This window comes from Streptomyces marinisediminis, from assembly GCF_026262575.1.
GTDB classification, from domain to species: Bacteria; Actinomycetota; Actinomycetes; order Streptomycetales; family Streptomycetaceae; genus Streptomyces; species Streptomyces marinisediminis.
Window position 1 is genome coordinate 234,606 of the sequence record NZ_JAPKFL010000006.1, and the last position, 14,518, is coordinate 249,123.

General features: G+C 75.6%; 15 protein-coding genes. 11 read left to right on the plus strand and 4 right to left on the minus strand.

Annotation, left to right across the window (positions count from 1 at the left end; genetic code table 11):
• Nucleotides 1–118 precede the first annotated feature (118 nt).
• A complete protein-coding gene (locus OSB71_RS07480) occupies nucleotides 119–736 on the minus strand; it encodes a nucleotidyltransferase family protein (protein ID WP_265945561.1) in 618 nt (205 codons plus the stop codon).
• A gap of 61 nt (nucleotides 737–797) precedes the next feature.
• Here OSB71_RS07480 and OSB71_RS07485 point away from each other — a divergent pair, with 61 nt between their 5' ends.
• The gene (locus OSB71_RS07485; protein WP_265945563.1) at nucleotides 798–2,045 is read left to right on the plus strand and encodes a cytochrome P450; all 1,248 of its coding nucleotides are present in this window, start codon (nucleotides 798–800) and stop codon (nucleotides 2,043–2,045) included.
• Nucleotides 2,046–2,103: 58 nt separating this feature from the next.
• Here OSB71_RS07485 and OSB71_RS07490 read toward each other — a convergent pair whose 3' ends face one another.
• Complete coding sequence (locus OSB71_RS07490; protein WP_265945565.1) at nucleotides 2,104–2,337, minus strand: hypothetical protein; 234 nt, start codon at nucleotides 2,335–2,337, stop codon at nucleotides 2,104–2,106.
• A gap of 424 nt (nucleotides 2,338–2,761) precedes the next feature.
• Between OSB71_RS07490 and OSB71_RS07495 the strand changes: the two genes are divergently transcribed.
• Entirely contained in the window at nucleotides 2,762–3,094 is a 333-nt protein-coding gene (locus tag OSB71_RS07495) for a DUF5955 family protein (protein WP_265945567.1), read from the plus strand.
• Between the two features lie 69 nt (nucleotides 3,095–3,163).
• Here the strand turns inward: OSB71_RS07495 and OSB71_RS07500 are convergent, their stop codons facing one another.
• Together OSB71_RS07500 and OSB71_RS07505 are read right to left on the minus strand one after the other, a co-directional pair.
• Nucleotides 3,164–3,682, minus strand: a complete 519-nt coding sequence (locus OSB71_RS07500; protein ID WP_265945569.1) for an SSI family serine proteinase inhibitor — start codon at nucleotides 3,680–3,682, stop codon at nucleotides 3,164–3,166.
• 55 nt (nucleotides 3,683–3,737) lie between these two features.
• Nucleotides 3,738–4,604, minus strand: a complete 867-nt coding sequence (locus tag OSB71_RS07505) for an IclR family transcriptional regulator (RefSeq protein WP_265945571.1) — start codon at nucleotides 4,602–4,604, stop codon at nucleotides 3,738–3,740.
• Nucleotides 4,605–4,922: 318 nt separating this feature from the next.
• Between OSB71_RS07505 and allB the strand changes: the two genes are divergently transcribed.
• The 9 genes from allB to OSB71_RS07550 all read left to right on the plus strand — a co-directional run bounded on the left by allB (nucleotide 4,923) and on the right by OSB71_RS07550 (nucleotide 14,310).
• Complete coding sequence (gene allB / locus OSB71_RS07510; protein WP_265945573.1) at nucleotides 4,923–6,281, plus strand: allantoinase AllB; 1,359 nt, start codon at nucleotides 4,923–4,925, stop codon at nucleotides 6,279–6,281.
• A complete protein-coding gene (gene alc, locus OSB71_RS07515) occupies nucleotides 6,278–7,393 on the plus strand; it encodes an allantoicase (RefSeq protein WP_265945575.1) in 1,116 nt (371 codons plus the stop codon). Before allB ends, alc begins: the two co-directional genes overlap by 4 nt.
• Before the next feature lie 504 nt (nucleotides 7,394–7,897).
• Entirely contained in the window at nucleotides 7,898–8,926 is a 1,029-nt protein-coding gene (locus OSB71_RS07520; RefSeq protein ID WP_441005701.1) for a sugar ABC transporter substrate-binding protein, read from the plus strand.
• On the plus strand, nucleotides 8,923–9,990 hold the full coding sequence (locus OSB71_RS07525; RefSeq protein WP_265945577.1) for an ABC transporter permease: 1,068 nt from the start codon (nucleotides 8,923–8,925) through the stop codon (nucleotides 9,988–9,990). The genes OSB71_RS07520 and OSB71_RS07525 overlap by 4 nt, the downstream gene beginning before the upstream one ends.
• Complete coding sequence (locus OSB71_RS07530; protein ID WP_265945579.1) at nucleotides 9,987–10,784, plus strand: ATP-binding cassette domain-containing protein; 798 nt, start codon at nucleotides 9,987–9,989, stop codon at nucleotides 10,782–10,784. The genes OSB71_RS07525 and OSB71_RS07530 overlap by 4 nt, the downstream gene beginning before the upstream one ends.
• Nucleotides 10,784–11,962, plus strand: coding sequence for an ROK family glucokinase (locus OSB71_RS07535; protein ID WP_265945581.1), 1,179 nt, complete (start codon nucleotides 10,784–10,786; stop codon nucleotides 11,960–11,962). Before OSB71_RS07530 ends, OSB71_RS07535 begins: the two co-directional genes overlap by 1 nt.
• Nucleotides 11,959–12,501 (plus strand): hypothetical protein, encoded by a 543-nt coding sequence (locus tag OSB71_RS07540; RefSeq protein WP_265945583.1) that lies wholly within the window; start codon nucleotides 11,959–11,961, stop codon nucleotides 12,499–12,501. The genes OSB71_RS07535 and OSB71_RS07540 overlap by 4 nt, the downstream gene beginning before the upstream one ends.
• A gap of 223 nt (nucleotides 12,502–12,724) precedes the next feature.
• Nucleotides 12,725–13,375, plus strand: coding sequence for an MBL fold metallo-hydrolase (locus OSB71_RS07545; RefSeq protein WP_416237212.1), 651 nt, complete (start codon nucleotides 12,725–12,727; stop codon nucleotides 13,373–13,375).
• 149 nt (nucleotides 13,376–13,524) lie between these two features.
• The gene (locus OSB71_RS07550; protein ID WP_265945587.1) at nucleotides 13,525–14,310 is read left to right on the plus strand and encodes an exodeoxyribonuclease III; all 786 of its coding nucleotides are present in this window, start codon (nucleotides 13,525–13,527) and stop codon (nucleotides 14,308–14,310) included.
• The last annotated feature ends 208 nt before the right edge of the window (nucleotides 14,311–14,518 follow it).

The following is a 14,518-nucleotide window of genomic DNA, read 5'->3' on the forward strand; positions in this document are numbered from 1 at the left end:
CGCGGTGCCACACGCCTTCGGAAATGGAGAGTAGTTTCCTCATGGTGGAATTTCAAGGGTTTGTTGATGTCGAGATGGATGACGTCGAGAAAGACGACGTCGAGAGATGTGGCGGGCGTCACCCGTGCCGCGCGAGGTCCTCCGGGGTGTCGATATCGTCCGGATCGGCCACGTCCGCGCACTCCACCAGCCGCAGGTCGGCCGCGTGCCGCCGCAGGTAGTCCCGGGCGCCGCGGTCACCCGTCGCCGCCTGCGCGACGCCGTCCCAGTGCGCGGCGCCCAGCAGCACCGGGTGCCCGCGCTCCCCGCCGTAGGCCGCGGCGGCCAGCACGCGCGGGCCCGTGGCCGCCGCGACGAGCCGGGCGACGGCCGCCGCACCGATTCCGGGCTGGTCCACCAGGCCCACCAGCGCCGCGTCGGCGGCGGCCGGAACCCCGTCCGCCGTCAGCCGCCGCAGCCCCGCGCGCAGCGACGACCCCATGCCCCGCGCCCAGTCCGGGTTGTCCACCAACGTGCACCCCGGCAGTTCCGCCTCGGCGCGCGCCCGCTCCCGGGCCGCGCCCAGCACCACGTACACCGGTGCGCAGCCGCCCGCGCGCAGGGCGCGCACCGCATGCTCCACCAGCGGCCGCCCCCGGTAGGGCAGCAGCGCCTTCGGCCGGCCCCCCAGCCGCCGTCCGCCGCCGGCCGCCAGCAGCAGCCCCGCCACCCGATTCCCGCGCTCGCGCTCGTCCATGCCCCTGACCCTACGGAGCGCCTCGCCCCGCGACCGGCCCGCACGCCGCCACCATGCCCCCATGACCAGCGCCACCCACCGCGTACCCGACGCGCTCGCCAACCCGGCCGACCCCCGCTTCTGGCACCAGCCCAGGGCCCGCCGGCACGCCGCCTTCGCCGCCCTGCGCCGGCTGGACGCGCCCGCCCGCCTCACCGACCCCGCCACCGGCCGCCCCTTCTACGCCCTCGTGCGCCACGCCCACGTGGTCGAGGCGAGCCGGACCCCGCGCGTCTTCGTCAGCGCGCCCGGCGCCACCACGCCCGAGCCCGCCCGCTGGGTGCGCGCCCTCTTCGGCGACTCCATGGTCAACCTCGACGACCCCGAGCACGCCCGCCTGCGCCGCACCGTCTCCCGCGCCTTCTCGCCGCGCGTCCTCGCCGACGCCGAGCGCGGCATCGAGGCCGTCTGCGCCCGCGTCGTCGACGACATGATCGCCCGGCGGCCCACGGACTTCGTCGCCGCCGTGGCCTCGCGCGTGCCCTTCGAGGTCATCTGCGACCTGATGGGCATCCCCGGCCGCCACCGGCCCGAGATCGCGGCCCGTGTCGACCACGCCGCGCGGAACACCGGTGTGGCCCGCCCCCGGCTGCGCGTCCCCGGGCAGGGGCTGCGCGCGCTGGCCCGCATGCACCGCGTGGTGGGCGGGCTCGCGCGCGAGCGCCGCCGTCACCCCACCGGCGACCTCGTCTCCGCCCTCGTCCACGCCGACCTCGGCGGCCAGGCCCTCACCGCCCGCCAACTCGGCGCCTTCTTCTCCCTCCTGCTGGTCGCCGGCGTCGAGACGACCCGGAACGCGATCGCCCACGGGCTGGCCCTGCTCACCGACCACCCCGAGCAACGCGCCCTGCTCACCGCCGACTTCGACCGCCATGCCCCGGGCGCCGTCGACGAGATCGTCCGCCACGCCACGCCGATCATCCAGTTCCGCCGCACCGTCGCGGCCGAGTACGAGCTCGGCGGCCGCCTGCTGCGCCCCGGCGACAAGGTGGTCCTCTACTACGCCTCCGCCAACCGCGACGAGGCGGTCTTCCCCGACCCGGACGCCTTCGACCTCACCCGCGACCCCAACCCGCACCTCGGGTACGGCGGCGGCGGTCCCCACTACTGCCTCGGCGCCCACCTCGCCCAGCGGGAGATGACCACCCTCTTCCGCCACCTGCTCACCCGCACCCCCGACATCCGCGCCACCGCGCCCCCCGCCCTCGTCCCGTCCACCTTCGACCACCGCGTCCGCGCCCTCCCCTTCGCCTTCACCCCGCCGGCGTAGCCGTGGCACGGGCGCGCGGAGGCGGTCCCGTCGGCGCGGGCGTGCGCCGGGGCGGGCGCTACTCGCGGGGGTCACCGGTCCAGGTGAACGCGGCCAGGCCCCGGGGCGCGTCGTCGTCGGCGGTGCCGGTCGCGTCCTCCCCGCACCACCGGCGCCGCAGCAGCCGTGCCGCCGCATAGCCGAGGCCGGCCAGCAGGGTCAGCAGGCACCCGTAGACCGCCACGGTGATCAGCAGGCCCAGCATCCCCCAGGCGCCGGCGATGAGGGCGAGGCCCAGGGGATCGACGATCATGGCGCCCACCGTGCCGCGCGCCGCCCCCGCCCGCCAGGGCCGGGAGCGCGGCGAGTCCCCTTCGTTGCCGGACCAGTGCGCGCCCGTGACCCGGGACGCCGTCCGCGCGGAGAGCGGAGAGCGGAGCCCGGTGCGCCGGGAAGCGGAACCCGGGGTTTTCGGACGTGTGCGCGAGCGGGCGCGCGACCGGGTGCCCGCGGGGCCCCGCCGGGTACCGGGGCGCCGACCTGGGAAGGCTCACCGAGCGCCCGCTCGGGGCCACGGCTTGTTTTGGCTTTCCGTGTGGACGTATGCGCGGAGCGTGCCGTTTACTGTGCACCCCCGGGGCCTCCGGCGGCTGACCACCGCCGGATGCGGCGGGAGTGTTGAGCATGCGCGATTCGAGCCGGCTTCCGGGTGGGGACTGACGTTGCGAGGCGATCGGATGGAACCGACAGCGGTACGGCACCAGCGTGCGTGGCGGGCGGAGACGGTCCGCGCCGAAGCCGATCCGCGCACGGCCGGGCTGCGCGCGGCGGCCTTGCGGATGCGGCGCGAACTGGCCGTGCACCCCGGCGCACTGGCCGACCGGGAGGTCGCCGAGGAGCAGTTGGCGGCGATCGAGGCCATGACGGCGGGCACGGTCGAGCTGGCCGAGCTGCGACGGGCGCTGCTGCTCACGGTGAGCGCGCTGGGCTCGGTCAGCGCGCTCACCGAGCCGTTGGACGAACTGCGCGCGGCCATAGCCCTGTTCGGCGCGCTTCCGCCCCGGAGCTGAGGCGCGCCCGGGACCGCGTACGCGGAGGCGTCCACGGCTCTCCGGTGGGCCGGGGTGCGGCGCGGGCCGTCAGAAGCGGAAGACCGGGCCGGTGGCGGCGTGCAGGAAGCAGGAGTTCGGGTAGCTGCCGCGCCACTCGACGGGCCGCTCGCGGTACGTGCCCGACGCGGCGGCGTGCACCGGGTCAGGCACGCGCGAGCACTCGGGCGCGGCGGCGCCGGGCAGGGCGTCGAGGTCACCGTCGGCGGCGGCGAGCGCGGCGCACGCCGCCGCCGCGTGCGGGTGGTGACCCGCGGCGGGGCCGCACCGCAGCTCCACGCCGCGCACCCAGGTGTCGTCGGCGCCGCTGACGGTCAGGAACAGCCGCCCGGAGCCCGTCGGCCCCGCCCCGGCGCCCGCGCCGTCCGCCGAGTCGGCGGCCCCGTCCGGCCCGGCCGCTCGGGGCGCGGCGGCCCCGCCCGGAGCGGCGGCGTCGGCGGCCGTGGTCCCCGGCCCGCCGGGCGCGGGGGCCGGGCCGGTGAGGCCGCCGCACAGCAGGGCGGCGGCCAGCACGGCGGTGGTCCTGGTGATCGTGGTCCTGGCTCGCATGTCCGGGCCAACGAGCCCGCCGCCGCCCGGTTCCGCCGCCGACCGGGTGGCGCGCTCAGCCGCCGTTCACGCCGTTCGCCGTGTTCGCTGGACTCGTCCCGCTCGTCCCGCTCGTCCCGTTCACCCCGTTCAGCGGTGCCGAGGTGTTCGCCAGGGCGGTCGACAGCTCGCGCGCGACCTGCTGGAGCAGCGGGACGATCCGGTCCGTCGCGATGTCGGTGACGCGTCCGGCGGGGCCCGAGATGGAGATGGCCGCGGCGGTGGGGGCGTCGGGCACGGGCACGGCGATGCAGCGCACGCCGATCTCCTGCTCGTTGTCGTCGAGGGCGTAGCCGCGCTCCCGGGTCAGCTCCAGCGCCTCCAGGAAGCCCTCGGGCGTGACGATGGTGCGCTCGGTCGCGGCGGGCATGCCGGTGCGGGCGAGCAGCGAGCGCACCTCCTCCGGGTCGTGCCCGGCCAGCAGCGCCTTGCCCACGCCCGTGGAGTGGGGCAGCACCCGGCGTCCGACCTCGGTGAACATGCGCATCGAGTGCCGCGAGGGCACCTGCGCGACGTAGACGGCCTCGTCGCCGTCGAGCAGGGCCATGTTGGCGGTCTCGCCGGTCTCCTCCACCAAGCGGGCGAGGTAGGGGCGCGCCCAGGTGCCCAGCAGCCGGGACGCGCTCTCTCCCAGGCGGATGAGCCGCGGGCCGAGCGCGTAGCGCCGGTTCGCCTGCTGCCGGACGTAGCCGCAGGCGACGAGCGTGCGCATGAGGCGGTGGATGGTGGGCAGCGGCAGCCCGCTGGAGCCGGACAGTTCGCTCAGGCCCACCTCGCCGCCCGCGTCGGCCATCCGCTCCAGCAGGTCGAAGGCTCGTTCCAGGGACTGCACGCCCCCGGTCGCCGCGGGGGCGGAAGGGGTCTTGCGCTCGGACGGCGGCACGTCGCGTTTCCTTTCGGCCGGATGGGGCGCATGCTACCGGCCCGGGCGTCGCCGGGGTGGGCCGGTCGCGACGCCCGCCACAGCCTGCCACGTGGGGGTCTCGCCCTTCGGTGCGGGTTTGTCCGGCTCTCCGGCGGCCGGGGGTGCGACGAGCCCTGGGGATACCTACGTTCCATGATGCGAAACTCGCAATCCGTTTTGTGGAAACATCCAAGGTGTCCGCGTGGGGCCGCCCGGTGGCCTGGTGACCCTTGACGCGCCCGTTCCGGAAGTGAACACTCTTTCAACAGAACGTTGAAAAATACGAAGGAGGGCCGGTTGACCGCCACCCCGTCCAGACCCGATCTCGTCCTGCGCTCGACGCGCGTCGTGACGCCGGAGTCCCTCCGGGCCGCCTCCGTCCTCGTCGGCGACGGGCGGATCACCGAGGTCCTGCCCCACGAGGCCGCCCTGCCGGACGGCGCCGGCCGCGTGGTGGACGTCGGCGACGACGTGCTGCTGCCCGGCCTGGTGGACACCCACGTGCACGTCAACGACCCCGGGCGCACCGAGTGGGAGGGCTTCTGGACGGCGACCCAGGCCGCGGCCGCCGGCGGCATCACCACCCTCCTGGACATGCCGCTCAACAGCCTGCCGCCCACCACCACCGCCGCCCACCTCGCCGTCAAGCGCGACGTGGCGCGCGGCAAGGCGCACGTGGACACCGGCTTCTGGGGCGGCGCCGTCCCGGGCAACGTCGCGGACCTGCGCCCGCTGCACGAGGCCGGGGTCTTCGGCTTCAAGTGCTTCCTGTCCCCCTCCGGCGTGGAGGAGTTCCCCGAGCTGGACCGCGCCGGGCTGCGGGCCGCCCTCACCGAGATCGCCGCCTTCGACGGCCTGCTCATCGTGCACGCCGAGGACCCGGCCCACCTCGGCGCCGCCCCGCAGCCGCACGGCCCCCGCTACGCCGACTTCCTCGCCTCCCGGCCCCGCGCCGCCGAGAACGACGCCATCGCCGCCCTCATCGAGCTGGCCCGCGAGCTGGACGCCCGCGTCCACGTGCTGCACCTGTCGTCCTCCGACGCGCTGCCGATGATCGCCCGGGCCAAGCGCGACGGCGTCCGGATCACCGTCGAGACCTGCCCGCACTTCCTCACCCTCACCGCCGAGGAGGTGCCCGACGGCGCCACCGAGTTCAAGTGCTGCCCGCCCATCCGCGAGAAGCACAACCAGGACGCGCTGTGGAACGGGCTGGCCGACGGCACGATCGACTGCGTCGTCTCCGACCACTCGCCCTGCACCGCGGGCCTGAAGGTCCCCGACTTCGGCCAGGCGTGGGGCGGCATCTCCTCGATCCAGCTCGGCCTGCCCGCCGTGTGGACCGAGGCCCGCCGCCGGGGCCACTCGCCGGCCGACGTGGCGCGCTGGATGTCCGCCGCCCCGGCCCGCCTCGCCGGGCTGCACGGCCGCAAGGGCGGCATCGCGCCCGGCCACGACGCCGACTTCGCCGTCTTCGCCCCGGACCAGACCTTCACCGTCGACCCCGCCGAGCTGCACCACCGCAACCAGGTCACCGCCTACGCGGGCAGGACGCTGCACGGCGTCGTCCGGTCGAGCTGGCTGCGCGGCGAGCAGATCACCGACCACGGCCGCACCCTCACCCGGGCCGGCCGGCTCATCGAGAGGAACTCCGCATGACCGCCCTGCCCCGCTTCACCGGTGACGCCAGCCCCTACGGCGGCGGCGACCCGTACGCGGACTACCGGACCGCGGACTTCCCCTTCACCCACCTCGCCGACCTGGCCGACCGTCGCCTGGGCGCCGGTGTCGTCGCCGCCAACGACGAGTTCTTCGCCGAGCGCGAGAACCTGCTCGTCCCCGAGCGCGCCGAGTTCGACCCCGAGCACTTCGGCCACAAGGGCAAGGTGATGGACGGCTGGGAGACGCGCCGCCGCCGCGGCTCGATCGCCGACGTCCCGCACCCGGCCGAGGACGACCACGACTGGGCCCTGGTGCGCCTGGGCGCCCCCGGCGTGATCCGCGGCATCGTCGTGGACACCGCCCACTTCCGCGGCAACTACCCGCAGTCGGTGTCCGTCGAGGCGACGACCGCGCCGGTCTCGGCCTCCCCCGAAGACCTGCTCGCCGACGACGTGACGTGGACGACGCTCGTCCCGCGCACCGCGATCGGCGGCCACGCGGCCAACGGCTTCGCCGTCGACGCCGAGCGGCGCTTCACCCACCTGCGCGTCAACCAGCACCCCGACGGGGGCATCGCCCGGCTGCGGGTCCACGGCGAGGTCGTCCCCGACCCCGCGTGGCTGGCGGCCCTGGGCACCTTCGACGTCGTCGCGCTGGAGAACGGCGGCGCCGTCGAGGACGCCTCCGACCGCTTCTACTCCCCGGCCACCAACACCATCCAGCCCGGCCGCTCCCGGAAGATGGACGACGGCTGGGAGACCCGCCGCCGCCGCGACCAGGGCCACGACTGGATCGCCTACGCGCTGACGGGCCAGTCCCAGATCCGCGCGGTGGAGATCGACACCGCCTACCTCAAGGGCAACGCGGCCGGGTGGGCGGCGCTCGTCGGCAAGGACGGCGCGGACGGCGACTGGGTGGAGCTGCTGCCCCGCACCCGGCTCCAGCCCGACACCGTGCACCGCTTCCTGCTGCGCGAGGCCCCCGCCGTCACCCACGTCCGGCTGGACATCTTCCCCGACGGCGGCATCTCCCGCCTGCGCCTCTTCGGCTCCCTGACGGCGGCCGGCGCCGACGCCCTCGCCACCCGCCACCGCGCACTGGGCGGCTGACCCACCCGTCGCGTGCCGGGCGGGCCGCCCCTTCCCGACGCCCGCCCGGCGCGCCGACGCGCTCCCGGCGCCGGCCGCCGACCGGCCCCGACGCCGCATCGCCCGCGGCAGGCCGGCAGGGTCGGGCGCTCCCGCCGGCCTGCCGCGCCCCGCGCCCCGGGTCGCCCCGGCGGCGGGGACCGCGCCCCGCGGTGGCCGCTAGCGCTTCCGGTACGCGGTCAGGCGGCACGTGCCGGAGGCGCACGCCCCGGCCGCGTCGGGCGCGTCGGGCGCGTCGGCCGTGTTCGTCGCCCCCTTCCGCTTCTCGCCCGGCGCTCCGTCACCGCCTCCGGTGCGGGGGCGGCCCACCGGTGGGTGCCGCGCCGCCTCCGCGCGTCACCGCCGGGAAGCGCACGCCACCGCCCTCTCCCGCGTCGCCCCCGCGCACCCGCCCGGTCGGGTCCGGGGAGGTTGTCCGATACTTGTGCGGTTGGAAACGGGACGCGAACGAAGGACTGACCGCGAGTGACCACCCGCGCACGCAGCAGACGCCGAGCACGCCGGACGACCGCCGTGCTGGCAGCACTCGTCGCGACCGCCCTCGCGGCGGCGGGATGCAGCAGCACCGGAGGCAAACGCGCCGAGGAGGAGCGCGAGCGGCGGGCCGCCGGCGGGCGCGCCGTCGTCGACACCCCCCGGTGGACGTTCGCGATGGTGACGCACTCCGGCGCCGGGGACACCTTCTGGGACATCGTCCGCTCCGGGGCGGAGCAGGCCGCGGCCAAGGACAACATCGAGTTCCTCTACTCCGCCGACCCCGAGGCCGGTCAGCAGGCCGAGCTGGTGCGGACCCGCATCGACCAGGGCGTCGACGGCCTGATCGTGAGCCTGGCCAAGCCCGAGGCGATGGAGGACGTCGTCCGCGAGGCCGTGGCGGCGGGCATCCCCGTGATCAGCGTCAACTCCGGCCAGGACGCCTCGGCCGCCTTCGGCGCGCTCGCGCACATCGGCCAGGACGAGGTCACCGCCGGGCGGGCCGTCGGCACGGAGCTGACCGAACGCGGCCGGCGCAAGGCGGTCTGCGTCCTGCACGAGCAGGGCAACGTCGGCCACGAGGAGCGCTGCGCGGGCGTGCGCGAGACCTTCGAGGGCACCGTGGAGAACCTCTACGTCGACGGCACCAACATGCCCTCGGTGCAGTCCTCGCTGGAGGCCGAGCTCCAGTCCGACCCGGAGGTGGACGCCGTGGTCACCCTCGGCGCGCCGTTCGCCGCGACCGCCGTGCGGGCCGCCGACCAGGCCGGCAGCGACGCCCAGGTCGCCACCTTCGACCTCAACCCGGCCGTCGTCACCGGGCTGCGGGAGGGCACCGTCGCCTTCGCCGTCGACCAGCAGCCCTACCTCCAGGGCTACCAGGCCGTGGACCTGCTGTGGCTGTACCGCCACAACTCCACCATGCTCGGCGGCGGTGAGCCGGTGCGGACCGGCCCGCAGATCCTCACCCGCGAGGACGCCGAGGCCCTGGCCGAGTACACCGCCCGGGGAACCCGGTGACGGCCGGCACCGCCGCCCCGCCCGCCCCGGAAACCGGCCGCCCGTCCGGGCCGGCCCCGCAGCGGCGCGCCCCGGCCCGCGTCCTGCTGGCCCGCCCGGAGCTGGGCGCCGTCGTCGGCGCGGTGGCCGTCTTCGCCTTCTTCGCCCTCGTCGCCGACAGCTTCCTGCGCCCCGGGAGCCTGTCCACCGTCCTGTACGCGGCTTCCACCATCGGGATCATGGCGGTACCGGTGGCGCTGCTGATGATCGGCGGCGAGTTCGACCTGTCCACCGGCGTCATGGTGACCAGCTCGGCGCTCGTCTCCTCGATGGCCAGCTACCAGATGACGGCCAACGTCTGGGTCGGCGTCGGGGTGTCCCTGCTGGTCACCCTCGCGTTCGGGCTGTTCAACGGCTGGCTGCTGGTGCGCACCCGGCTCCCGAGCTTCATCATCACCCTGGGCACGTTCCTGATGCTCACCGGGCTGAACCTCGGCGCCACCAAGCTGATCTCCGGCGGCGTCGCCACCCGGAGCATCTCGGACATGGAGGGCTTCCCCAGCGCCAGCGCCGTCTTCGCCTCCCAGCTCACCCTCGGTGACGACGTGCGCGTGCGCGTCACGGTGCTGTGGTGGCTCGGCCTGACGGCCCTGGCCACCTGGGTGCTGCTGCGCACCCGCGCGGGCAACTGGATCTTCGCCGTCGGCGGCAACGGCGCGGCGGCCCGCGCGGTCGGCGTCCCGGTGGCCCGCACCAAGATCGGGCTCTACCTGGGCGTCGCGCTGTGCGCCTGGGTCTCCGGGCAGCACCTGCTGTTCACCTACGGCGTCGTGCAGTCCGGCGAGGGCGTGGGCAACGAGCTGATCTACATCGCCGCGGCCGTCATCGGCGGCTGCCTGCTCACCGGCGGCTACGGCTCGGCCGTCGGCTCGGCCGTCGGCGCGCTGATCTTCGGCATGACGGAGAAGGGCATCGTGTACGCCCAGTGGGACCACGACTGGTTCAAGTTCTTCCTCGGCGCCATGCTGCTCCTGGCCACGCTGCTGAACGCCTGGATCCGGCGCCGCGCGGAGGCCACCCGATGACCGCCGCGCCCGAGCCGGTACTCGCCCTCGACGGCGTCGGCAAGTCCTACGGCACCGTGCGCGCGCTGCACGGCGTGTCGCTGACCGTGACCGCGGGCGAGGTCACCTGCGTCCTGGGCGACAACGGCGCGGGCAAGTCCACGCTGATCAAGATCATCTCCGGGCTGCACCAGCACGACGGCGGCACCTACCGCATCGACGGCGAGCCGGTGCGCCTGCCCTCCCCGCGCGCGGCGCTGGACCGCGGCATCGCCACGGTCTACCAGGACCTCGCCGTGGTGCCGCTGATGCCGGTGTGGCGCAACTTCTTCCTCGGCTCCGAACTCCACACCGGGCGCGGACCGCTGCGCCGCCTGGACGCGGCCCGGATGCGCGCCACCACCCGCGAGGCCCTGGCCCGCATGGGCATCGACCTGCGCGACGTCGACCAGCCCATCGGCACCCTCTCCGGCGGCGAGCGGCAGTGCGTGGCCATCGCCCGCGCCGTCCACTTCGGCGCCCGCGTGCTGGTCCTGGACGAGCCGACGGCGGCGCTGGGCGTCAAGCAGGCCGGCACGGTGCTCCGCTACGTCGCGGCGGCCCGGGACGAGGGCCTGGGCGTCGTCCTGATCACCCACAACCCGCACCACGCCCACCTCGTCGGGGACCGGTTCGTGCTGCTCAAGCGCGGGGCGATGGCCGGCAGCCACGCCCGCGCCGACATCACGCTGGACGAGCTGACCCGCCAGATGGCCGGCGGCGGCGAACTGGACCAGCTCCGCCACGAGCTGCGCGGTGAGGCACAATCGAGCTGATGAGTACGTACCGTGACCGCGCCGCGCACGGCTCCAGCCGGGCCACCGTGCTGCGCACCGTCGCCACCCGGGGCACCGTCGCCACCCGGGAGCGGCGCTCCCACCTCTCCGCGCCGCGCGTGCCCACCGTCGGGATCGACATCGGCGGCACCAAGGTCATGGCCGGCGTGGTCGACGCGGACGGCGTCGTTCTGGAGAAGGTGCGCGCGGAGACCCCGGACAAGTCCAAGAGCCCCAAGGTCGTCGAGGACGTCATCACCGAGCTGGTCCTCGACCTCTCCGACCGGCACGACGTGCACGCCGTCGGCATCGGCGCGGCCGGGTGGGTGGACGCCGACCGCTCGCGGGTGCTGTTCGCCCCCCACCTGGCCTGGCGCGACGAGCCGCTGCGCGCGGCGCTCCAGGAGCGGCTGGCGGTCCCGGTGATGGTCGACAACGACGCCAACACCGCGGCCTGGGGCGAGTGGCGCTTCGGCGCGGGGCGCGGCGAGGACCACCTCGTCATGATCACCCTCGGCACCGGCATCGGCGGCGCGATACTGGAGGACGGCCGGGTCAAGCGCGGCAGGTACGGGGTGGCCGGGGAGTTCGGCCACATGCAGGTCGTCCCCGCCGGGCACCGCTGCCCGTGCGGCAACCGGGGCTGCTGGGAGCAGTACAGCTCCGGCAACGCGCTGGTCCGCGAGGCGCGGGAGCTGGCGGCGACCGACTCCCCGGTGGCGTACCACCTCATCGACCGCGTCGGCGGCGAGATCGGCGAGGTCACCGGGCCGCTCATCACCGACCTGGCCCGCGAGGGCGACGCCATGTGTATCGAGCTGCTGGGGGAGATCGGCGGCTGGCTCGGCCTCGGGATCGCCAACCTGGCCGCCGCGCTCGACCCGTCCTGCTTCGTCATCGGCGGCGGGGTCAGCGAGGCCGACGAGCTGCTGATCGACCCGGCCCGCGAGTCCTTCCGGCGGCACCTGACCGGACGCGGCTACCGCCCCGAGGCGCGCATCGTGCGCGCCGAGCTCGGCCCCGAGGCCGGCATGGTCGGCGCCGCCGACCTCGCCCGCCTCGTCGCCCGCCGCTTCCGCCGGGCCACCCGGCGCCGTCTGGAGCGCTACGAACGCTACGAGCGGGCCGCCGCGCAGCTCGGCCTCGCCCCCCGCCCCGGCCGGGAGCTGAGCCGGTGACGGCGCTCGCGCCCGGTGCGCCCCGCCGGCCCCGCCGCCGCTGGCCGACGGCCGTCGTGGTCGTCCTGCTCATCGCGCTCCCGGCCGGCTACCTGGTGCTCTCGGCCCACCAGAGCCGCGACAGCGGCAAGGACAAGCAGGCCATCGCCGCCGCCACCGGCCTGGTGTGGGAGTGGCCGCGCAAGGTCACCCGCCGGGTGTACGAGGTGCCCGTCCCCCGCGGGTCCACCTACGTCGGCTACTACGAGACGAACTCCTGGGAGACCAGCTCCCTGTACGTGCAGTTCCGCACCTCACCGGAGGGCCTGGAGGCGTTCCTGCGCCGCCTGGGCACGAGCGCCGCCGCGCTCTCCCCCCGGGCGGCGGGCGTCAGCGCGCGCCAGGCCGACACCGTGGGGTGGGACGTCGACCGCCCCGGCCGGGCCTACGGGCACACCACGGTCGACCTTCCCGGGCCGCGCCCCGAGGTCGCCGTCACCGTCGACCGCACCAAGCCCGAACGCCCCCAGGTCCACGTCGTCTCCACCGTCACCTTCTGACCCCGCGCGGCGGGTGCGTCGTGCGCGGGGGACGGGGCGGGGCGGCGCGGCGCGGAAGCGGCCTGGCGAACGCCGACCCCGCACGCCGTGCCGGCGCCCGGCGGGCAGCACGGGCCACGCGCCCAACCGCCGCACGCCGCGCCGCCGCACCGGCCGCTCCCGGCCCTCGCCCGGCGTGTCGCGGGTGGGCGGGGCGGGCCGGGTGGGGAGCACAATGCCCGGCATGGACACGCTACTGACGAAGAAGGGCCACGCCTGCGTCCGGCTGGAGCGGAACGGGCGCACGCTCGTCATCGACCCGGGGAACTTCAGCGAGCCGGACGCGGCCGTGGGCGCCGAGGCCGTCCTCGTCACCCACGAGCACCCCGACCACTTCGACGAGGGCCGCCTGCGCACCGCGCTGGAGGCCGACCCGGCCACGGAGATCTGGACGCTGCGCAGCGTCGCCGAACAGCTCGCCGCCGCCTTCCCGGGGCGGGTGCACACCGTGGGGCACGGTGACGCCTTCCAGGCCGCCGGTTTCGAGATCGAGGCCCACGGGGAGCTGCACGCCGTCATCCACCCGGACCTGCCGCGCGTCACCAACGTCGGCTACCTGGTGGACGGGGCGGTCTTCCACCCCGGCGACGCGCTCACCGTGCCCGGGCGCCCGGTGGAGACGCTGCTGCTGCCCGTGCACGCGCCGTGGAGCAAGCTGTCGGAGGTCGTCGACTACGTGCGCGAGGTGCGGCCCCGCCGCGCCTACGACGTGCACGACGGGCTGCTGTCGGACAACGGCCTCGGCATCTACGGGCGCATGCTCGGCCCCGCCGGGCCGGGCGTGGGGGACGCCGAGCACCTGCGCCTGGCGCCGGGCGAGTCGGCCGAGGTCTGAGCCACCCGCCGCAGCCCCCGCCGGGGCGCCGTGGCGCCGGGTCGCCAGGGCGCTGGAGTCCCGCGCGGCCGGGGCGCCGTGCCGCCGTATCGCCGGGTCGCCGTGCCGTCGGCGCCCGGCTGTCGGTGGCCCCCGGTAGGTTGGGGCCCATGGTCACGCGCATCGCCACCTGGAACGTCAACGGCGTCAACCCCCGCATCGAACGGCTGCTGGCCTGGCTGGAGGCCGCCGCACCGGACGTGCTGTGCCTGCAGGAGCTCAAGTGCACCGAGGAGCAGTTCCCGGCCGCCGCGCTGCGGGAGGCCGGGTACGAGGCCGCGGTGCAGGCGGACGGGCGCTGGAACGGCGTGGCGATCCTCTCCCGCGTCGGCCTCCACGAGCCGGTCACCGGCCTCGTCGGCGGTCCGGAGTTCGAGGGCCGGCACGAGCCGCGGGCGGTGAGCGCGGTGTGCGCGGGTGTGCGCGTGTGGTCGGTGTACGTGCCCAACGGGCGCGAGGTCGGCCACCCGCACTACGAGTACAAGCTGCGGTGGCTCGACGCGCTGCGCTCGATCGCGGAGCAGGAGGCCGGCGGTGAGCGCCCGTTCGCCATACTGGGCGACTTCAACATCGCCCCCACCGACGAGGACGTGCACGACATCACCCAGTTCGAGGGCGCCACGCACGTCACGCCGGCCGAGCGCGACAAGCTCGCCGCGCTGCGCGAGACGGGGCTGGACGACGTCCGGCCGCGTCCGCTGAAGTACGACGTGCCGTTCACCTACTGGGACTACCGGCAGTTGTGCTTCCCCAAGAACCGCGGCATGCGCATCGACCTCGTCTACGGCAACGCGCCGTTCCGCGCCGCCGTCACCGACGCCTACGTCGACCGGGAGGCGCGCAAGGGCAAGAGCCCCTCCGACCACGCCCCCGTCGTCGTCGACCTCGATCTGTGACCGCCGCGCCCGTCGTCCGGCCGCACCCGGCCGGCCCCTGGGCCCCGCCTGACCGTTCCCGCCGCCGCGACGCCCGGCACGGCGCCTCGCGGCGTTGCCGAATCGACCGAGTAGGCCCCCTACGCCCACTACGCCGCCGATCCGGCGCCTTGCGATGCACCGCACCGGACGCCGCTCCTTGACGGGCAAACCCTGACTGACACGGCAC